Source organism: Nonomuraea sp. SYSU D8015 (assembly GCF_008065375.1).
In the GTDB taxonomy this organism is placed as follows: domain Bacteria; phylum Actinomycetota; class Actinomycetes; order Streptosporangiales; family Streptosporangiaceae; genus Nonomuraea.
This window is the reverse complement of the sequence record NZ_VJYI01000008.1, coordinates 1-18,672: the sequence shown is the minus strand read 5'-3', so window position 1 is coordinate 18,672 and position 18,672 is coordinate 1. Positions and strand designations below refer to the sequence as shown.

Sequence of the window (18,672 nt, the reverse complement as noted above, 5' to 3'; positions counted from 1 at the left end):
ACGTGCCCGCGCTCTTCCGCCTGTGCGCCCTTCCGCCCGCGTGCCCGCGTGCCCGCGCCCTTCCGCCCGCGCGCCCGCGTGTCCACGTGCCCGCGCCCTTCGCCCACGCGCCCGCGTGGGCACGGTCGGTGAAGCAGGAAGCCACCGAAGCGTCGCCGCATGAACAGTCGCCGCATGAACAGCGGCGGCGCAGGCCGAGTCTCCGGGGCTTCAGCCCGGGGAGCGCGTCAACCGATGGCCAACGCTTCGTCGTCAGGGTCGTCGGCGAAGCCGGGGACCCAGCGGATCACCTCGTCGCGGAAGCGCGCCGTGGTGCCGAGCTGGCAGAGGACGCCCACGCCTGCCGCATGAACCCGGTGGATGAGGACATAAGACGCCGGCAGGTTGAGCTGACGGACCACGTTGCCGGGGCGGAGGTCCGTGACGCTGGCAGCCTGGGCCTGGAGCCACTCCCGGCTGAACGTGAACTCCTCCACCGCCGTCGGTTGGACGTACGGCGCGAGGAAGGCACGCAGCGCGTCGGGATCGATCTCGATGTCGGGCCGGATGAAGCCCTCCTGGCGCAGGCCGCTCACGACGGTTTCCATGTCGCCCTGGTTGAAGATGCGCATCAGCTGCCCGAAGACCCTCGGGTAGCCGTCGGGCATCCTGTTGACGGCGCCGAAATCGAGCACGCCGAGCTTGCCGTTGGCGAGCATGCGGAAATTGCCCGGATGCGGGTCGGCGTGGAGCATCCCCACGCGCGCCGGTGAGCAGAACAGGAACCGTACGAAGAGCAGCCCTGCCCGGTCGCGCTCTTCCTTGGTGCCTTCGGTGATGACGCGCGAAAGCGGGGTGCCGTCCATCCACTCGCTGACCAGCACCATCTCGTTGGCCGCCACCACGTCAGGAACGTGGAAGTCGGGATCGCCGTCGAACTCGAGCGCGAAGGCGTGCTGTGCCTCGGCCTCACGGAGGTAGTCGAGCTCCTCCGCGACGCGTTCACGCAGCTCCGACAGCACGGCCTTCATGTCCAGCCCGGGCAGCAGCACGCCGAACAGCTTGCCGAGGCGGGCCAGCTGGGCGAAGTCGCCGAGCAGAGCCTTGCCGGCACTCGGATACTGGATCTTGACGGCCACCTCCCGCCCGTCGTGCCACACGGCCTTGTGCACCTGGCCGATCGACGCGGCGGCGGTCGGCTGGTCGTCGAACGAGAGGAAGTTTTCCCGCCAGTCGTCGCCCAGCTGCTCCATGAGCACCTTGTGCACAGTGGAGACGGGGAGCGGGGGAGCGGCGTCCTGCAGCTTGGTGAGCGTGGCGCGATAGGGGCCGACGATCTCCGGCGGGAGCGCCGCCTCGAAGATCGACAGCGCCTGCCCGAGCTTCATCGCTCCGCCCTTGAGCTCGCCGAGCACCTTGAAGATCTGCTCGGCGGTGCGCTGCTGGACCTCTTGCGCCACGATTTCGGCGGACTTGCCGCCGAGACGCTTGCCGAGGCCTAAGGCGGCTCGACCGGCGAACCCGAGGGGAAGCGCGGCCAGCTTGGCAGAGCGCGTGACAGCACGGCGCGGAAGATCGCTCACACTGATGCGCGGAACCTCGGCAGAGATGCCGCTTCCCCCCTTCGTCGTCGTCCGCTGAACACGTCAGTCGCGGTGAGGCGACATGACCATTCTTAGCGAATAAGGATTGTTTCGCATACAACGACATTGCGGGTGTACGGGCCATGAGCCCCTTTTCCAGCGCCAATCGGGTGTTACCTCCATTGTGCCGTTGGTCACAGCCGACTCTCGGCCCTCCAGATGGGCAAGCGCGTGGCCGACCGCCTCCGCCGCGACCAGCGTCGCGAGGGTCGTGTCGCAGGCGATCTCGCCGGGAGGATAGCCGCCCAGCCTGGCGGTGACGATCGGCCAAGCCGGATCGTGGTCGCGGCGGGTCAGATCGAGGCAGTGCAGGCACGCCGTCTCACCGGGCAGGACCAGAGGGCCCACCGTGCCATGGCCTTCGAAGGCGGATGCCAGGAGATGGGGGATGCCCAGGGAGACCAGCTCGTTGACCAGCACCCCGTCCAGGGGAAGGACGGGAGCGAGGATCACGAGATCGGGCCGATCCGACCTGTCGCCGAGGTACGTGCCTCCGGCCAGCACCTCAACCGCTGGCCTGGCCAGATCCTGCCCGTCGATCCGCCGTCGGCTCTTGCTTCTGCCGGTCGGCCGGGCTTCAGCGGTGCCGGGCGAGGCGGTGGTCGGGCGCGGTGGGCGGCCGGCCGACCGCTGGCCGTTTCCCTCGGCAGGGCCACGCCGCGGGGAGGGCTGCGCGAGTGCCGGGGTAAGGGAGGGCGACGGGATGGCGGATGGCCGAGCTGTAGGTCTTGCCGCGCGGCCGGAAGGTGGGGAGACGTTGGCGGACGCAGTCGCGTGTGGCGATGAGGCGCCACCGGGTGGAGACGCGGCTCCAGGGCGCTGGGATGCGGCTCCAGGGGGTTGGGATGCGGCTCCACGCGGCGGGGATGTGACGCCACGCGTCGGGGGCACGGTGCTACGCGGCTGCGGAGTGGCGGTGTCGGGGGGTTCGGTGCCGATGCCGGGGGTGCGGCCGCCCGAGCTGAGGCGGCGGGCCACCGCCACCGCGCCCTCCTCTCGCGTCAGCCCCACCTCCGACCACGTCAGCCCACCTGGCGTGAGGTCGCTCGCCCGCACCGACCCCGAGTCGATCACCCTGATGTGCCCCACCCCTGCCGCCGCCAGCAGCACGACGATCTGCGCCCCGACCCGTCCGGCCCCATAGACCCGCACCCGGGCCTTCAGCCGCCGGCTCAGCAGCCCGATGCCGCCCTCCGGCGCCGTGGACGCGAGGTCGAGGGCGTCGAGATCGGGTCTCAGGCGGTCGCGTTCGGCCAGTGTGAGGTCGCGGAGAGGCGCCGGGCTGGTGGCGGCGTCGTGGAGAGCGCCTTGCGCGGCGAGTTGGTCGAGCAGGGACCGGGCGCGGATCTCGTCGAGCCCCGCGGCGTTCGCGGCGTCCAGGACGCGCTCCAGGTCGCGGGTGCCGTCGAGACCCTCGATCCACTGCCGGACGGATCTGGCCAAGCCGGACAGCATGACGGCACGCAGGGGATGGACGCCGTACTGGAGGGTCTGCTCGTCGCGGAGGATGCGCCGGAGGGCGGGCTTCACACGTGGCCTCATGGCGGGAAAGGTTCGCACGGCGGAGCAAGATCCCGAGCGGGTTCGGCGCCGCCTGTGGATAACCATCTCCCGAGCGGTCCGGAACGCTCCCGACCAGCCGCGCCCTCTCGGGCGTGGAGGCCGCCCGATAACGGGCTGGTAAATCAATCTTTCCCGAACAATGACCTACTCTCGGAAGTACGGCCATCGCCCGAAAGATCACGCAGAACACCCCGATTGCCACAAGACTCACCAAAGTAGCCCTGAACCAAGGCCATCAAGACCTGCAAGCCGCTCTGCGCTGGGAATCCGTGGCGCAGCCGGTGACCATGGCCCCGTCCGGCCTGCTGGAGGGCCTGGCCCCGCATCGGGAAAGGCGCGTGCCCAAATTCACCGGCTCTTAATCATCTGACCAGCAGAAACAACGTCCACCCTCTGTGGAATTTCCTCAGTCTCGGCTAACGTGCATATGTGCCCCCCGAGACAGTCGAGGTCCGTCGCAGTTCTCGTCGCCGGCGTACGGTTTCCGCCTACCGCGACGGCGACAAGACGATCGTGCTCCTGCCCGCCTGGCTGAGCGGCGAAGACGCGGATGAATGGGTGAGCCGCATGCTGGATCGGCTGGCCGCCAAGGAACGCCGTCGACGGCCCACCGACGAGGACCTGCTCGAGCGCGCCAGGGAGCTGTCGGCCAAATATCTCGACGGCAAGCCCGACCCCGTGAGCGTGCGATGGGTGGACAACCAGCAGCACCGCTGGGGCTCCTGCACTCCGGAGAACGGCACGATCCGGATCTCGACCCGGCTCAAGGGCCTGCCCGAATGGGTCATCAACTACGTGATCATCCACGAGCTCGTGCACCTGCTCGTGCCAAGCCACGGCGCCAAGTTCTGGGCGCTGGTAGAACAGTATCCGAAGGCGGAGCGGGCACGCGGGTTCCTGGAGGGATTCTCCGCCGCGGCCCACACGGCACCGGAGGAGTGTTGACGCGCATCGTCGCGGTTCTCGTACGTCAGCACATGGCACAGGCGGCCCCGCCAGGAGTCGACGGCAGGCGGTTCCTCGAAGCGGTGGTGGAGGACACCTACGAGATGGTCGCGGGCCTCGAGCTCGTCACCCCCGTCCTGATCTCCAGCGTCCCCGGCCTGGAAGACCTCGTCTGGCCCGGCACCGAGGTCATCACGATCGCGGACGGCGAGTCGCTGAAGGCCGTGCTCGGCCGGCTCAAGGCCGATCAGGCGGCGGTGATCAGCGGTGACGCACCCGACCTGCCGCCCCTGCTCGTGGGCAAACTGTTCAGGGAGCTCGGCCGGACCGAGATCACCATCTGCCCGGCGGAGAACGGCGGTGCCGTGGCCCTGGCCTGCGCGCTGCCCGCGCCTGCCTGGGCCGACCCTGACCTGGACGACGACGACGTCGTGACCACGCTGCGCGGACAGGCCCCGGGCCCGCGCCGGGTCGCGACCACCCCGGGCTGGCATCGCCTGCGCACGCCGCAGGACATCCGGCGCCTGGACCCCGGTCTTGAGGGCTGGGACAACACGAGAGAACTGCTCAGGGAATCAGCGGGGCGCTGATCAGCGAACGGCGAGCCGTTTCAGCGGGGCGCTGATCAGCGAACGGCGAGCCGTTTCAGCGGGGCGCTGATCAGCGAACGGCGAGCCGTTTCAGCGGGGCGCTGATCAGGGAACGGTGAGCTCGGCCAGCACGGCGCGGTGGTCGGTGCCCGGCACGTCCCGCACGCTCACCTCGCGCACGCCCACCCGCCGGTCCACCAGCACGTGATCGATGGTGATGATCGGCGGCACCCGCCTGTTCGCCGGCCACGTCGGGATCAGCCCGGCCCCCACCTGGTCGGCCGCGTCTTTGTACCCCCGGTCCAGGAGCTTGCGGAGGGCGGCGTGGTCGAGGGAGGCGTTGAAGTCGCCCGCCAGGATCCGCACCCGGTCGGGCGAGGCGGACGGCAGGGCGGCCAGCGCCTCGTTCCACTGCACGACGTTCGGGCCCAGCGGCGGATAGGGGTGCACGTCGACGATCTCGATCGGGGCGCCGCCCGGCAGCGACACCTCCGCGACCGGCATCTTGTGCCCGACGGGCGGGGCCACGTCCGGCAGTTGCCGCAGCTCGTACTTGGAGTAGAGCCCGCTCCCGCCGGCGCTCCACTCGTCCTCCAGCACGCGGTGCGGCATGAGCTCCTTGAGCCCGGCCGCGTCGAGGTCGGACACCGCCCCCGGGGTGAGCTCCTGGGTGCTCAGCACGTCGGGGTCGAACTCCCGGACGAGCCTCATGACGCTCTCGATGTCGGCCCGGCCGAAGAGCAGGTTGATCGTCATGATCTTGACCTGCCTGCCCGCCGCCGCCTCGGCCGTGCCCAGCGCCCTCGGTAGCACGCTGAAGCCGAGCGCCGCCGTGGTGACCAGGGCGACGGCGGTCGCGGCGCGCCTGCGCCCGACCGCGGCCATCAGCAGGGGGACCAGCGAGCCCGCCGCCGCGTACGGGGTCGCGGTCATGATCTGCGTGGGCAGCGATCCGCGCTCCAGCCCCGCCACCCTGGCGACGGCCCACGCCGCGAACGGGGTCACGGCCAGCCACGTCAGCGGCCCGGCGATCCTTCGGCGTCTGCGAACGGGCGTCACGATGGTGCCGCCCACGGGCGACTCAGCCGGAGCACTCACCTATCCCCCTTTGGAACGACGCAAAAGACTCTAGCCAACCGCCCGTCAGCGAGAGCTAAGTGCGGCCTGTCCGCGTTTGGCCAAGCGCCGCGTCGCGTCGTCCGATAGGTCGGGGATCTCGTCGACGGGGAACCAGCGCAGGTCCAGAGACTCCTCGCTGATCACCGCCTCGGCGCCCGGAGGGGCCACGGCGGCGTACTCGACGTCGAGATGCCAGCTGGTCGGCGGGTGGCACCACACGACGTGCTTGTCGAGCGCGAGCGGGCCGGGGAGCAGCTCGAGCCCGGAAATGCCGGACTCCTCCCAGGCCTCCCGCAGCGCCGCGTCCGCCAGCGAGGCGTCGGAGGGCTCGCAGTGCCCGCCCATCGGCAGCCACATCCCGGCCTTGGGATGGAGCGTGAGCAGCACCCGCGAGCCGTCGTGCGACAGCACGGCCGTCGTCGCCGTCAGGTGCCCGGGCACGCAGGCGCGCGACATCGCGTCGTCGTGCGCCCGCAGGTGGTCGAGGAACTCCGTGCGCAGCGCCTCTTCTTCCGGCGTGGGCGCGGTCCAGGCGGACAGCACCGCCACCGCGTCGTCGTGCAGGCTCAACCGTCGTCGCCCTCGTCCGGCTTGCGCTCCAGCTCGGAGATGTCCCAGGCCGCCTCGCCGCGGACGAACGCGTCGGGGTCGTCGAGGTCGTCGGCCGTGGGCATGAGGTCCGGGTGGCCCCACAGCGCGTCGCGGCCGTCGATCCCGCGCTCGCTCTCCAGCGCCCGCCAGAGCGCCGCCGCCTCGCGCAGCCGCCTGGGCCGCAGCTCGAGCCCCACCAGGGTGCCGAACGTCAGCTCGGCGGGGCCGCCGGTGGCCCGGCGCCGGCGTACGGTCTCGGCCAGGGCGACGGCGGAGGGCAGCTTGCCGTCGGCGGTCCGCTCGACCACCGCGGCGACCCAGCCCTCGACCAGGGCGAGCATCGTCTCCAGGCGGGACAGCGCGGCCTTCTGCCGCTCGGTCTCCTCGGGCTTGAGCAGGTTGCCCCCGCTCAGCGCCTCCTGGATCGCCTGGGGATTGTTGATGTCGAGCCCGCGGATCTGCTCTTCGAGTGCCGAGGTGTCGAGCGTGATGCCCTTCGCGTATTCCTCGACCGCGCCGAGCAGGTGCGAGCGCAGCCACGGCACGTGCTGGAACAGCCGGTGGTGGGCGGCCTCGCGCAGCGCCAGGTAGATCCTGATCTCCTCGGAGGGCATCTCGAGGCCCTCGCTGAAGTGGGCGATGCCGCCGGGCAGCAGCGCGGCCGTGTCGGACAGCGGCAGGCCGATGTCGGTCGTGCCGACCACCTCGCGGGCGAGCGAGGCGATCGCCTGGCCGATCTGCTGGCCGACCATCATGCCGCCCATCTGCTTGAGCATGCCCATGAGAGGGCCGGCCATCTGCTGGGCCTCTGGCGGCAGGCCGGAGCCGCCCAGCGCGCCACCCATGGTCTCGACCATGCGCTCGGCGATCGGCTCGCAGAGCTTGCGCCAGACGGGAATGGTGTTCTCGATCCACTCGGACCGGCTCCATGCCTGCGGTGACGACACGCCGCTCGGCAGCGCGGTCGCCTCGTTCAGCCACAGGTCAGCCAGGCTCAGCGCCTCCACGATCTGGCGGCGCTCGCCTTCCATGACGCTCGGGTCGCCCTCGGCGACCACGGCGTGCCTGGCGATGTTCTTCGCCATGTCCCAGTTGACAGGCCCCGAGCTCTGCGGCGCCGACAGCATGTCGGCGAACTGGCGCATCGCCTGAGCCATCTGCTCAGGGTTGCCGAACATGGCGAACGGGTTCTCGTTAGGGTCGTTTTCGCGACCCGGCAGGTCAGTCACCGCTCTACCTCGTGCAGGATGATGGAGGAGTCCACAACCGCCACGTTAGTCGTCCTACGGCGGATCAGTGCAAAGTGAGGACCCGGTGCCTACCTCGAAACGCCCGCGCCAACCCGTCGTCGCCGTCACGGGAGCGGCCTCCGGCATAGGCCGCGAGCTGCTCGCCAGGCTCGTATCCTCCGCGGATTTCCGCAGGGTGGTGGCCATCGACGAGCAGCGCGGCGACGTTCAGGAAGCCACGTGGAGAGTGATCGACGTACGAGATCCGCTCTTGGCGAACCGGATCTCCGACATCGACGTCCTGGTCCATCTGGCCGGCGACTACGCGCTCGACTCCGATCCCGTGGAGCGGCGGGCGTACAACCTGAGAGCCGCCCAGACGGTGCTGACGGCCTGCGCGGCGGCGCGCGTGCGGCGGGTGGTGCTCGTCACCAGCGCGATGGTGTACGGCGCCGCGCCCGACAACGACGTGCCCCTGGCCGAGGACGCGCCGGTGGCGGCCGAGCCCGACACCGGCGTGGTGGGCGACTACCTGGAGATCGAGTCCCTGGTGCGCCGGTCCCTGCGCAGCCACCCCGGGCTCGAGGTGACCGTCTTGCGCCCGGCCGCGGTCGTCGGCCCGGGCGTCGACACGGTGATCACCCGCCACTTCGAGTCGCCCAGGCTCCTGACGGTCAAGGGCTGCAGCCCTCACTGGCAGTTCTGTCACGTCGACGACCTGATCTCGGCGCTGGAGCTGGCGGCGCGCGGCCTCGTCACCGGCGTGGTGGCGGTCGGCTCCGACGGGTGGCTGGAGCAGGAACAGGTCGAGGAGCTGTCCGGCATCCGCAGGTTCGAGCTGCCCGCGGGGCTGACGTTCGGCACGGCGCAGCGCCTGCACCGGCTCGGCATCACCCCGGCGCCCGCGACCGACCTGCACTACGTCGTCTACCCGTGGGTCGTCGACTGCGTGGCGCTGCGAGAGGCGGGCTGGAAGCCGTCCTGGACCAACGAGGCCGCGCTCCAGCAGCTGCTGGAGCTGCGCGCGAAGCGCACCACCGTGGTCGGCAGGCGGCTCCCGGTCAAGGAGGCCACGCTCACCGCCGCCGGCGCCACCGTCGCCGTCATCGGCACCGCGGCGATCGTCCGGCAGGTGCGCAAGAAGCGGCGAGGGTAGTCTTTTTCCGTGAACGTCATCCGGCTGCTCGGCATTCGCGACACCCCGCTCTCCGTGGAGGAGGTGCTGTCCGCCGTGGGCGACCATGCCGCCGGCGGCACCACGATCTTCATCGGCACCGTGCGGGAGCAGGACCACGGCAAGCCGGTGACTAGGCTCTCCTACTCGGCGCACCCCACGGCGGAGGCCGAGCTGCGCGCGGTGGCGGAAAAGGTCGCCGCCGACTTCCCCGTGACGGCGGTGGCCGCCGTGCACCGGGTCGGCGACCTGGAGCTGGGCGACACGGCCGTGATCGTCGCGGTGGCCGCGCCGCACAGGGACGAGGCGTTCAAGGCCTCGCGCAGGCTGATCGACGACCTGAAGGCGCAGGTCCCGATCTGGAAGCACCAGGTGTTCGCCGACGGCGAGACCGAGTGGGTCGGCGCCTGCGAATAAGCTCATCGACATGTCACGACGCGCCCTCACCTTGCTGCTCGCGGGATTCCTCGTGCTCGCGCTCGGCGTCGTGGGCGCGTTCCGTCCGGTCCCCTACGTCGTGCTGAGCCCTGGCCCGACGGAGAACACCATCGGCGAGGTCGACAAGAAGCCCGTGATCTCGATCAAGGGCCGGGAGACCTATCCCACCAGCGGCGCCCTGAGCCTGGTGACCGTGGCTTACCAGGGCGGCCCGGCCGCCCAGATCGACCTGCTCACGGCGCTCCGCGGCTGGATCGACCCGACCGTGGCGGTGGTGCCCCAGGAGACCATCTTCGCTCCCGACCGCAGCCAGAAGGAGGTCGAGGAGGAGAACACGGTCGAGATGACCAACTCCCAAGACTCCGCCACCGCCGCCGCGCTCAACGAGCTGAAGATCCCCTACAGCATGGTCGTGACGGTCGTCTCCACGGAGAAGGGCAAGCCCGCCGACGGCAAGCTGCGCAAGGACGACGAGATCAACTCCGTCGACGGCAAGCCGGCCAAGGACGTCGACGTCGTGGGCGACACGGTCAAGGCGCACAAGCCCGGCGAGGACGTCGTCTTCAACGTCACCAGGGGCAAGGAGAAACTCGACGTCACCCTGCGGACGGTGGCCGGGCCCCAGGGGCAGACCCAGGTGGGCGTGATGATGCAGGCGAAATACAAGTTCCCGTTCGACGTCGACATCAACGTCGGCGACGTGGGCGGGCCCAGCGCCGGGCTGATGTTCTCGCTCGGCATACTCGACAAGCTCACGCCGGGCGAGCTCACCGGCGGCAAGAAGATCGCCGGCACCGGCACCATCCAGCCGACGGGCGAGGTGGGCGCGATCGGCGGCATCCAGCAGAAGATGGTGGGTGCCAAGGAGGCCGGCGCGACCGTCTTCCTCACCCCGGCGGACAACTGCGCCGAGGCCATGAAGGCCGTGCCCGACGGGCTGCGGCTGGTCAGGGCCGACACCCTGCACGACGCTGTGCTGGCGCTCGACGCGCTGCGCACGGGCAAGGGAAACGTGCCCGCGTGCACGGGATGACCTGTCGCGGAAACTTCTGGCGATCGCCATGCGTTAGCCGTACGGCAGGCCTAGCGGTGTAGGTTGCCAGACACGGACCGTTTTTTCATTACGACGAGGGGTTGGCCTTGAGCTTCCGGACCCCAGGAGCCGGCAGGGCGATGCGCTTGCCCCGCCGACCGCGACTGCTTCTGCCTGTAGCGATCGCTCTGGTGGCGATCGTGGCGTTGTTCTTCTTGTTCGCCGGCATCTATACCGACTTTTTGTGGTACGACGCCGTCGACTACACGTCGGTGTTCACCGGCGTGGTGCTGACCCAGATCGTGCTGTTCCTGGTCGGCGCGCTGCTGATGGTGGCCATCGCCGGCGGCAACATGCTGCTCGCCTTCCGCACGCGGCCGATGTTCGGGCCCGCGATGTTCGGGGGCGCAAGCGGCGCCGACCGCTACCGCATGGCGCTCGACCCCCACCGCAAGCTGATCTTCATTGTCGGCATGGGCCTGCTCGCCCTGTTCTCGGGCTCCTCGTTCTCGGGGCAGTGGCAGACCTGGCTGCAGTTCCTCAACGGCGCGCAGGTCGGCAAGCGGGACCCGGAGTTCGGGTACGACATCTCGTTCTACATGTTCGACCTCCCGTTCATCCGGATGGTGCTGAACTTCCTGTTCACCGCCGTGATCATCTCGGCCGTCCTGGCCGCGATCACGCACTACCTGTACGGCGGGTTCCGCCTGCAGTCGCCCGGGGTGCACGCCTCCAGGGCGGCGCGCGTGCACCTGTCGGTGCTGCTCGGCCTCTTCGTGCTGCTCAAGGCCGTCGCCTACTGGGTCGACCGCTACGGCCTGCTCTTCTCCGACCGCGGCTTCGTGCACGGCGCGTCCTACACCGACGTCAACGCGGTGCTGCCGGCCAAGACCATCCTCGCGATCATCGCGCTGATCTGCGCCGTCCTGTTCTTCGCCGGCGTGTTCCGCCCGGGCGGCATGCTGCCCGGGGTCTCCTTCGGCCTGCTCGTGCTCTCGGCCATCCTGATCGGCGGGGTCTACCCGGCGCTGGTCGAGCAGTTCCAGGTCAAGCCCAACCAGCAGGGCAAGGAGGCGCCCTACATCAAGCGCAACATCGAGGCGACGCGGGATGCGTACAACGTCGCCAAGACCGAGGTCGAGACCTACAACGCCCAGGCCGACCCGACCAAGGTCCAGGCCAACGGCGACACCTCCGTCTCCGGTGTGCGCCTGCTCGACCCGGCGCTGGTGTCGACGACGTACGAGCAGACCCAGCGCATCCGCGGTTTCTACAACTTCGCCGACCCACTCGACGTCGACCGCTACCGCGACCCGGCCACCGGCAAGATGATCGACCACGTCGTCGGCGTCCGCGAGCTGACCGGCCCGCCGCCGGAGCAGAACAACTGGATCAACCGGCACCTGGTCTACACCCACGGCTACGGCTTCGTCGCCGCGCCGGGCAACAAGGTCGACTCCAGCGGCCTGCCCGACTACGACGCCAAGGACATGCCGGTCATCGGCCCGCTGGTGAACAGCACCGGGCTCAAGGAGCCGCGGATCTACTACGGCGAGGACGACACCGCCGCCGACTACGTCATCGCGGGCGGTAACCCCAACAACCCGCAGGAGCTCGACTACCCGCAGACGGGCGGCACGGGCCAGAAGAACACGACCTACACCGGTGGCGGCGTCCCCGTCGGGTCGTTCTTCAACAGGCTGCTGTACGCCGCCAAGTACAGCGAGGCCAACATCCTCCTGTCGGGCGACATCAACGCCAACTCGAAGATCCTGTACGAGCGCAACCCGCGCGATCGGGTCCAGAAGGTGGCCCCGTTCCTCACGCTGGACGGCAACCCCTACCCCGCGATCGTGGACGGGCGCATCGTGTGGATCGTCGACGGTTACACGACGTCCAACGACTACCCGTACGCGCAGAGCGAGAGCCTCGGCGACATGACCCGCGACACGTCCACCGACCGTCGCGTGATCGCCCAGCAGCCGACCGACAAGATCAACTACATCCGCAACTCGGTCAAGGCCACCGTCGACGCCTACGACGGCTCGGTCAAGCTCTACGGCTGGGACACCAACGACCCGGTGCTGAAGACCTGGAGCTCGGCCTTCCCCGGCCTCATCCGCTCGGCCTCGGAGATGAGCGCCGACCTGCGCAACCACGTGCGCTACCCGGAAGACCTGTTCAAGGTGCAGCGCTACATCCTGTCGCGCTACCACATCACCGACCCAGCCGCCTTCTACAGCGGCCAGGACTTCTGGAACGTCCCCGGTGACCCCACGCAGGGTGACAAGAACATCAAGCAGCCGCCCTACTACCTCACCACCACGATGCCGGGCGGCACGCCGACGTTCTCGCTGACCACCACGTTCGTGCCGCGGCAGGGTCCCAACCTGGCGGCGTTCATGGCGGTCGACTCGTCGTCCGCCTCCGAATACGGGCGTATCCGGATACTCCGGATGCCGTCGAGCACGCCGATCCCCGGCCCCGGACAGGCGCAAAACTCCTTCCAGAGCCGGTTCGCGGGTGAGCTCAACGTGATGGGCCTCGGCGCCTCGTCGGTCCGCTACGGCAACCTCCTGACGCTCCCGTACGCGGGCGGCCTGGTCTACATCGAACCGGTGTACATCCAGGTGGCCGCGGGCGGCGGGCAGGAGCCGTACCCCATCCTGCAGCGGGTGCTGGCGTCGTACGGCAGCAAGATCGGTGTGGGCCGCACGCTGGACGAGGCGCTGAAGGAGGTCTTCGGCAACGACCAGCAACAGCAGACCCAGCCCAACCAGCAGGAGCAGACCCAGCCCAACCAGGCCAACACGGCGCTCAACTCGGCGATCGCCAACGCCAAGAAGGCCTACGACGACGCCCAGAAGGCGCTGCAGGCCAGCCCGCCGGACTGGGACGCGTACGGCGAGGCGCAGAAGCGGCTGGAGGAGGCGCTGAAGGCTCTGGAGAACGCCAACGCCCAGCAGCCGTCACCGTCACCCTCGCCCACGGCCAGCCCGACTGGCTCACCGACGGCCCCGGCCACGCCGCCGGCGTCGGCCTCGCCGTCACCCACCGCATCACCGACGGGAGGCACCTAGCCATTCGGTTTGCGCCCACCCCTCGCCGCCGTCTAGTCTTAAGGCGCAACGCGACGCGGGGTGGAGCAGTTCGGTAGCTCGCTGGGCTCATAACCCAGAGGTCGCAGGTTCAAATCCTGCCCCCGCTACCAATCCAGCAGAGGCCCGGGAAACCGGGCCTCTGCTCATTTCAGCGCCTGTCTCGACGATCTCCTGAACCGGCGCCGGCCGACTGAACGGTCGCCGTCGCGCACTGCCTGACCGGATACGCGGGCGCCCCCGTCGGGCTCGCCGCAGCCGGAATCAGGAGGCGATCCACTGAACTGGCGCAAGCACTCTTTCGGGCCTGTATAGTTATTGAAGACACACCGACGCGGGGTGGAGCAGTTCGGTAGCTCGCTGGGCTCATAACCCAGAGGTCGCAGGTTCAAATCCTGTCCCCGCTACCAAGGACGAAGTCCCCGGCCAATGGCCGGGGACTTCGTCGTTTTCTGGCCTCTTGATCGGTCATCCCGCCGGTGATTACATGATTACATGACTGATGAGGCAGTGCCGACGCTCTACGAGTGGGCGGGCGGCGCCCCGGCATTCGAGCGGCTGACCGAGACCTTCTACCGCAGTGTCGTCAAGGACGAGCTGGTCGGACCGTTGTTCGCGCACATGGACCCCGATCACCCGAAGTACGTGGCGATGTGGCTCAGCGAGGTGTTCGGCGGGCCCGACCGCTACACCCAGGAGCGCGGCGGCTACCCCAACATGCTCCGCCACCACCTCGGCAAGGCGATCACCGAGCCGCAGCGCCGCAGGTGGGTGAACCTGCTCATGGACGCGGCCGACGAGGTGGGGCTGCCCGACGACCCCGAGTTCAGGGCCGCGTTCGCAAGCTATGTCGAGTGGGGCACCCGGCTGGCCAAGCACAATTCCCAGCCGGGCGCGACGCCTCCCTTGGAGGCGCCCGTGCCGCACTGGGGCTGGGGGGTCGCGCCGCCGTACCAGCCCTAATCTGGAGGAATGGGAGACAGGGCCCGCGGCCGGCTACGCGTCTACCTGGGCGCGGCCCCCGGAGTGGGCAAGACGTTCGCCATGCTCAGCGCGGCGCGCCGAGCCAGGGAACGCGGCAGAGACGTGGTCGTGGGTTTCGTCGAGACCCACGGCCGCACCCCTGTCGCCAACATGCTGGAAGGCCTGGAGGTCCTCCCGAGGAAGACCCTGACCCACCGGGGCGCGACGTTCACCGAGCTCGATCCCGACGCCGTGATCGCCCGCGCCCCGGCGATCGCGCTGATCGACGAGCTGGCCCACACGAACGTCCCCGGCTCCCGCAACGCCAAGCGCTGGCAGGACGTCGACGAGATCCTCGAGGCCGGCATCGACGTCGTCACCACACTCAACGTCCAGCACCTCGCCTCGCTGCACGACGTGGTCGAGCAGATCACCGGCGTGCCGCAGCGGGAGACCGTGCCGGACGAGGTGGTGCGGCGGGCCGACCAGATCGAGCTGATCGACATGTCGCCCGAGGCGCTGCGCCGCCGCCTGGCCCACGGCAACGTCTACCCACCGGAACGCGTGGACGCCGCGCTCGCCGACTACTTCCGCGTCGGCAACCTCACCGCCCTGCGGGAGCTCGCCCTGCTCTGGGTGGCGGGCAAGGTGGACGAGCAGCTCGACCGCTACCGCGCCGAGCACTCCATCGAGGACACCTGGGAGACCCGCGAGCGCGTGGTGGTCGCGCTCACCGGCGGGCCGGAAGGCGACACCCTCGTACGCCGGGCCGCGCGCATCGCCGCCCGCACGAAGGGCGCGGACCTGCTGGCCGTGCACGTCACCAGGGCGGACGGCCTGTCCGCAGAGGGCGATCCGGCGAACCTGGCCCGCCAGCGCACGCTCGTCGAGGACCTGGGCGGCACGTACCACCAGGTGATCGGCGACGACGTCCCGCGTGCGCTGCTCGAGTTCGCCCGCGGCGTGAACGCCACCCAGCTCGTCCTCGGCGCGTCCCGGCGAGGACGGATCTCGCAGGTTTTCTCACGGGGCGTCGGAGTGACGACCACCGCGCTGTCCGGATCGATCGACGTGCACATGGTCCCGCACGAGGCGGCCCGCACGGGGCGCGCGCGGAGGGGGCCGGGCGCGGCGCTGACCCGCACCCGGCGCGCCTGCGGGTGGGGAGTGGTCCTGCTCGGGATGCCGCTGCTCACGGCCGTGCTCCTTCCTCTGGGCCTTACGCTGACCAGCGAGATCCTGCTCTTCCTGCTGCTCGTCGTGGGCGTGGCCCTGGTTGGCGGCATGTGGCCGGCGCTGGCGGCGGCGTTGTTCGGGTTCGCGCTGCTCAACTGGTTCTTCACGCCGCCACTGCACACGTGGACGATCGCACGGCCGGAGAACGTGCTCGCATTGACGATCTTCGTGCTCGTGGCGGTCATGGTCAGCACGGTCGTCGACCTGGCGGCCAGGCGCAGCAGGGAGGCGGCGCGCTCGCGGGCCGACGCCGAGGTGCTCGCCACGCTGGCGGGCCACGTCCTGCGGGGCGAGGCGGCGCTGTCATCGCTGCTGGCGAGGATGCGGGAGACGTTCGGGCTGACCTCGGTGACCCTGCTCGAACGCGCCGATGGAACCGACGACTGGCGCATCGTCTCCACGTCCGGCGGACCGCCGGCGACCGGACCGGGCACCGCCGACATCGACGTCGCGATCGACGGCCGGCTGGTGCTCGCCGCCGGCGGGCGGCTGCTGCACGCCAGCGATCGGCGGGTGCTCGAGGCGTTCGCGGCCGAGGCGGCGGTCGCGCTGCGGCAGCAGCGGCTGCGCGAGGCGGCCGAGAAGGCGCGGCCCCTGGCCGAGGCCGACAGGATGCGCACCGCCCTGCTCGCCGCCGTGGGCCACGACCTGCGTACGCCGCTCGCCTCCGCCCTGGCGGCGGTCGAGAGCCTCAGCGACACCGAGATCGCCTGGTCCGAGGAAGACCGCACCGAACTGCTCGCCACCGCTGGCGAGTCGCTGATCAAGCTCAACCGGCTCGTCTCAAATCTGCTCGACATGAGCCGCCTGCAGGCCGGCGCCCTCGGCGTGACCCTGGAGCCCGTGGCGATCGAGGACGTCCTGCCGCGCGCCGTCGACGACCTCGACCCCGCGCCCGGCCTGATCAAGACCGACGTCCCCGCCGGACTTCCCGACATCCTGGCCGACCCCGCGCTGCTGGAGCGCGTGCTGGCCAATCTCATGGCGAACGCCGCCCGCTACACGCCCGAGGGGGAGCACGTGCTCGTCGCCGCGAGCCGGCACGGCGACAACGTCGAGATCCGTGTCGTCGACCGCGGCCCGGGCATCCCGCCGGAGGAGCATGAAAGGGTGTTCCTGCCCTTCCAACGACTCGGTGACCGCGACAACCACACGGGAGTGGGGCTCGGCCTGGCGCTCTCGCGCGGGCTCACCGAGGCGATGGGCGGCAAGCTCGTCCTGGAGGACACACCCGGAGGGGGACTCACCATGGCCGTCTCGCTGCGGAGGGCCGCATGACCCGCGTGCTCGTGGTGGACGACGAACCGCAGATCCTGCGGGCCCTGCGCGTCAACCTGGCCGCCCGGGACTACGAGGTGGCGCTCGCGCCGGACGGCGGCACAGCGCTGCGCCAGGCCGCCGAATGGCATCCCGACCTGGTCATCCTCGACCTCGGGCTGCCGGATCTGGACGGTGTCGAGGTCATCCAGGGGCTGCGCGGCTGGACCTCCGTACCGATCATCGTCCTGTCGGGCCGCGCGGACAGCACGGACAAGGTGGACGCGCTCGACGCCGGCGCCGACGACTACGTCACGAAGCCGTTCGGCGTCGACGAGCTGCTCGCCCGCATCCGCGCGGTGACCCGCCGCACCGGCCGGCACGGGGAGGAGCCTGCCACGGTACGGCTGGGCGACCACGTGATCGACCTGGCCAACAAGACGATTTCCGGAGGCGTGCGCCTGACGCCCACCGAGTGGCACTTCCTGGAGATCCTGCTGCGCGATCCCGGAAAGCTGATCAGCCAGCGCCGGCTCCTGACAGAGGTGTGGGGCGCTTCCTACCTCAAGGAGACGCACTACCTGCGCCAGTACATGGCGCAGCTGCGCCGCAAGCTCGAACGCGACCCCGCCCACCCGGTCCATCTGCTCACCGAGCCCGGCATGGGCTACCGTTTCGAGCCGTGATGATCCATGATCATGATGGCTGCCTTCTGGATGGCCCAGCCGATCAGCAGGAGCCCGAAGACGATCTGCGCGATCCGTATCCAGGGAGCAGAGACGGTGTCCACATAAACCACGACACCGACCCACATCACTCCGAATGTTCCAACTAGGACAATGGCCGCCCAGTTCAGTCCCCGCTGCCACATATGTGAAGTCTGGCAGTTGGTGACGAAAGGGCGGGTATGTCCGGAGTCGTCACTCGGTCACCGTCAGGGCAACGAGCGCTCGCGTGACCTCGCGCGGCTCACCTGGGCAGGCTTCTGTGCTTGCCGACGCAGCGGCGCAGCCGCATGCCGCGGGCTCGCTGCTTGGGGGCGCCGTCCTCCAGGGCCGCGAGCAGCGCGGCCGCCGTGTGAGCGTCGGACAGGATGCGCTGGACGGCCTCGCCGTCCTCGGGCAACTGGCCCCGCTCGGCCAGTTCGTGCCTGACGAAGGCCAAGGGATCGGGCGCGTTCACGACGTCGGCGGCCACGGTCGCCCGGGCGGCCGTGAGCAGCCGCAGATAGTGGGTACGCAGGACGGCCTCGCGCATGCGGGCGTGCTCGAGATCGTCGATCAGCGTCCTGGCGATTCTCAGCAGGTCTCCGGCGTGGGTCGCCTCGTCGGCGAGGAAGGCACGGATGTCGTCGAACTCCGAGCGGGTCATGGCGGACACCTCCGAGAGCGCAGTCTGCTCGTGTGTAGTTCGTACCTGCCGGCGATTGCGGATGACTTGCTGTCGGCTTGTCTCGGGGGCCGCGCGTCCTGGAGGCATGGGGGAGGTTTGAGGGTCAGGTGGTGAGGGAAGGACCCTATGATTACCTGAGTTGCGCGAAGTGGGTGCCGAGGGCTGCTAGAGTTGCTTCGCGCAGGGCGGCCCGGCAGGTTCGCGGAACCTCCGGAGAGGCCCGGCGAACCCCACTACCTTCCGGGCGATCTGAGATGGTTTCGCATCTACTCGGATCGGCTGGTAAGTTAGAGGGGTTGTCCCGGAAACGGGGCGTGACTTAATTCCCGCAGGTCGAGCGAGTCCGGTCAATTTGACAGGGACTTGAACGGCTGAAAGAATTAGGACACAACGGAAGACCGAAACGAAAGCGCCGGAAGACG

16 protein-coding genes and 2 tRNA genes are annotated in these 18,672 nt (G+C 69.7%); 11 read left to right on the top strand and 7 right to left on the bottom strand.

Features of this window, described 5'->3' with window-relative positions:
• Nucleotides 1–227: 227 nt before the first annotated feature.
• Nucleotides 228–1,562, bottom strand: coding sequence for an ABC1 kinase family protein (locus ID574_RS30220; RefSeq protein WP_188192392.1), 1,335 nt, complete (start codon nucleotides 1,560–1,562; stop codon nucleotides 228–230).
• Between the two features lie 63 nt (nucleotides 1,563–1,625).
• Nucleotides 1,626–3,164 (bottom strand): ThiF family adenylyltransferase, encoded by a 1,539-nt coding sequence (locus ID574_RS60270; protein ID WP_223167222.1) that lies wholly within the window; start codon nucleotides 3,162–3,164, stop codon nucleotides 1,626–1,628.
• A 450-nt stretch (nucleotides 3,165–3,614) separates the two neighbouring features.
• Here ID574_RS60270 and ID574_RS30210 point away from each other — a divergent pair, with 450 nt between their 5' ends.
• Nucleotides 3,615–4,130: a M48 metallopeptidase family protein gene (locus ID574_RS30210; protein ID WP_188192391.1), complete on the top strand. Its 516-nt coding sequence runs from the start codon at nucleotides 3,615–3,617 to the stop codon at nucleotides 4,128–4,130.
• Nucleotides 4,127–4,720 (top strand): hypothetical protein, encoded by a 594-nt coding sequence (locus ID574_RS30205; protein WP_188192390.1) that lies wholly within the window; start codon nucleotides 4,127–4,129, stop codon nucleotides 4,718–4,720. Before ID574_RS30210 ends, ID574_RS30205 begins: the two co-directional genes overlap by 4 nt.
• Before the next feature lie 105 nt (nucleotides 4,721–4,825).
• Here the strand turns inward: ID574_RS30205 and ID574_RS30200 are convergent, their stop codons facing one another.
• Genes ID574_RS30200 through ID574_RS30190 form a run of 3 tightly spaced genes read right to left on the bottom strand, consistent with a single transcriptional unit; the run spans nucleotide 4,826 to nucleotide 7,659 of the window.
• Nucleotides 4,826–5,818 (bottom strand): endonuclease/exonuclease/phosphatase family protein, encoded by a 993-nt coding sequence (locus tag ID574_RS30200; RefSeq protein WP_223167221.1) that lies wholly within the window; start codon nucleotides 5,816–5,818, stop codon nucleotides 4,826–4,828.
• A gap of 45 nt (nucleotides 5,819–5,863) precedes the next feature.
• Complete coding sequence (locus ID574_RS30195) at nucleotides 5,864–6,409, bottom strand: NUDIX hydrolase (protein WP_188192389.1); 546 nt, start codon at nucleotides 6,407–6,409, stop codon at nucleotides 5,864–5,866.
• Nucleotides 6,406–7,659 (bottom strand): zinc-dependent metalloprotease, encoded by a 1,254-nt coding sequence (locus ID574_RS30190; RefSeq protein ID WP_188192388.1) that lies wholly within the window; start codon nucleotides 7,657–7,659, stop codon nucleotides 6,406–6,408. The genes ID574_RS30195 and ID574_RS30190 overlap by 4 nt, the downstream gene beginning before the upstream one ends.
• Before the next feature lie 85 nt (nucleotides 7,660–7,744).
• Here ID574_RS30190 and ID574_RS30185 point away from each other — a divergent pair, with 85 nt between their 5' ends.
• The 9 genes from ID574_RS30185 (at nucleotide 7,745) to ID574_RS30145 (ending at nucleotide 17,544) form a co-directional block, all read left to right on the top strand.
• The gene (locus ID574_RS30185) at nucleotides 7,745–8,815 is read left to right on the top strand and encodes an NAD-dependent epimerase/dehydratase family protein (protein WP_223167220.1); all 1,071 of its coding nucleotides are present in this window, start codon (nucleotides 7,745–7,747) and stop codon (nucleotides 8,813–8,815) included.
• Nucleotides 8,816–8,824: 9 nt separating this feature from the next.
• Nucleotides 8,825–9,250: a molybdenum cofactor biosynthesis protein MoaE gene (locus ID574_RS30180; protein ID WP_188192386.1), complete on the top strand. Its 426-nt coding sequence runs from the start codon at nucleotides 8,825–8,827 to the stop codon at nucleotides 9,248–9,250.
• A gap of 10 nt (nucleotides 9,251–9,260) precedes the next feature.
• Nucleotides 9,261–10,304 carry a YlbL family protein gene (locus ID574_RS30175; protein ID WP_188192385.1) on the top strand — a complete coding sequence of 348 codons (1,044 nt, stop codon included), beginning with the start codon at nucleotides 9,261–9,263 and terminating at the stop codon, nucleotides 10,302–10,304.
• Between the two features lie 140 nt (nucleotides 10,305–10,444).
• The gene (locus ID574_RS30170; protein ID WP_188192384.1) at nucleotides 10,445–13,384 is read left to right on the top strand and encodes a UPF0182 family membrane protein; all 2,940 of its coding nucleotides are present in this window, start codon (nucleotides 10,445–10,447) and stop codon (nucleotides 13,382–13,384) included.
• Between the two features lie 54 nt (nucleotides 13,385–13,438).
• Nucleotides 13,439–13,515 (top strand) — tRNA-Met (locus ID574_RS30165).
• Between the two features lie 220 nt (nucleotides 13,516–13,735).
• Nucleotides 13,736–13,812, top strand: a tRNA-Met gene (locus ID574_RS30160).
• A gap of 85 nt (nucleotides 13,813–13,897) precedes the next feature.
• Nucleotides 13,898–14,365 carry a group II truncated hemoglobin gene (locus ID574_RS30155; protein ID WP_188192383.1) on the top strand — a complete coding sequence of 156 codons (468 nt, stop codon included), beginning with the start codon at nucleotides 13,898–13,900 and terminating at the stop codon, nucleotides 14,363–14,365.
• Between the two features lie 9 nt (nucleotides 14,366–14,374).
• On the top strand, nucleotides 14,375–16,879 hold the full coding sequence (locus ID574_RS30150; RefSeq protein ID WP_188192382.1) for a sensor histidine kinase: 2,505 nt from the start codon (nucleotides 14,375–14,377) through the stop codon (nucleotides 16,877–16,879).
• The gene (locus ID574_RS30145; protein WP_188192381.1) at nucleotides 16,876–17,544 is read left to right on the top strand and encodes a response regulator; all 669 of its coding nucleotides are present in this window, start codon (nucleotides 16,876–16,878) and stop codon (nucleotides 17,542–17,544) included. Before ID574_RS30150 ends, ID574_RS30145 begins: the two co-directional genes overlap by 4 nt.
• Here the strand turns inward: ID574_RS30145 and ID574_RS30140 are convergent.
• Together ID574_RS30140 and ID574_RS30135 are read right to left on the bottom strand one after the other, a co-directional pair.
• Nucleotides 17,526–17,729 carry a hypothetical protein gene (locus tag ID574_RS30140; RefSeq protein ID WP_188192380.1) on the bottom strand — a complete coding sequence of 68 codons (204 nt, stop codon included), beginning with the start codon at nucleotides 17,727–17,729 and terminating at the stop codon, nucleotides 17,526–17,528. The two genes, ID574_RS30145 and ID574_RS30140, sit on opposite strands and share 19 nt — an antisense overlap.
• Before the next feature lie 98 nt (nucleotides 17,730–17,827).
• Nucleotides 17,828–18,229, bottom strand: a complete 402-nt coding sequence (locus ID574_RS30135) for a hypothetical protein (protein ID WP_188192379.1) — start codon at nucleotides 18,227–18,229, stop codon at nucleotides 17,828–17,830.
• Nucleotides 18,230–18,672: the final 443 nt, after the last annotated feature.

What these genes read in the sequence shown, in the direction of transcription:
- ID574_RS60270 (WP_223167222.1), bottom strand. Translation starts at nt 3,164, where the DNA reads ATGAGGCCACGTGTGAAGCCCGCCCTCCGGCGCATCCTCCGCGACGAG.
- ID574_RS30175 (WP_188192385.1), top strand. Translation starts at nt 9,261, where the DNA reads ATGTCACGACGCGCCCTCACCTTGCTGCTCGCGGGATTCCTCGTGCTC.
- ID574_RS30170 (WP_188192384.1), top strand. Translation starts at nt 10,445, where the DNA reads ATGCGCTTGCCCCGCCGACCGCGACTGCTTCTGCCTGTAGCGATCGCT.
- ID574_RS30155 (WP_188192383.1), top strand. Translation starts at nt 13,898, where the DNA reads ATGACTGATGAGGCAGTGCCGACGCTCTACGAGTGGGCGGGCGGCGCC.
- ID574_RS30150 (WP_188192382.1), top strand. Translation starts at nt 14,375, where the DNA reads ATGGGAGACAGGGCCCGCGGCCGGCTACGCGTCTACCTGGGCGCGGCC.
- ID574_RS30145 (WP_188192381.1), top strand. Translation starts at nt 16,876, where the DNA reads ATGACCCGCGTGCTCGTGGTGGACGACGAACCGCAGATCCTGCGGGCC.
- ID574_RS30140 (WP_188192380.1), bottom strand. Translation starts at nt 17,729, where the DNA reads ATGTGGCAGCGGGGACTGAACTGGGCGGCCATTGTCCTAGTTGGAACA.
- ID574_RS30135 (WP_188192379.1), bottom strand. Translation starts at nt 18,229, where the DNA reads ATGACCCGCTCGGAGTTCGACGACATCCGTGCCTTCCTCGCCGACGAG.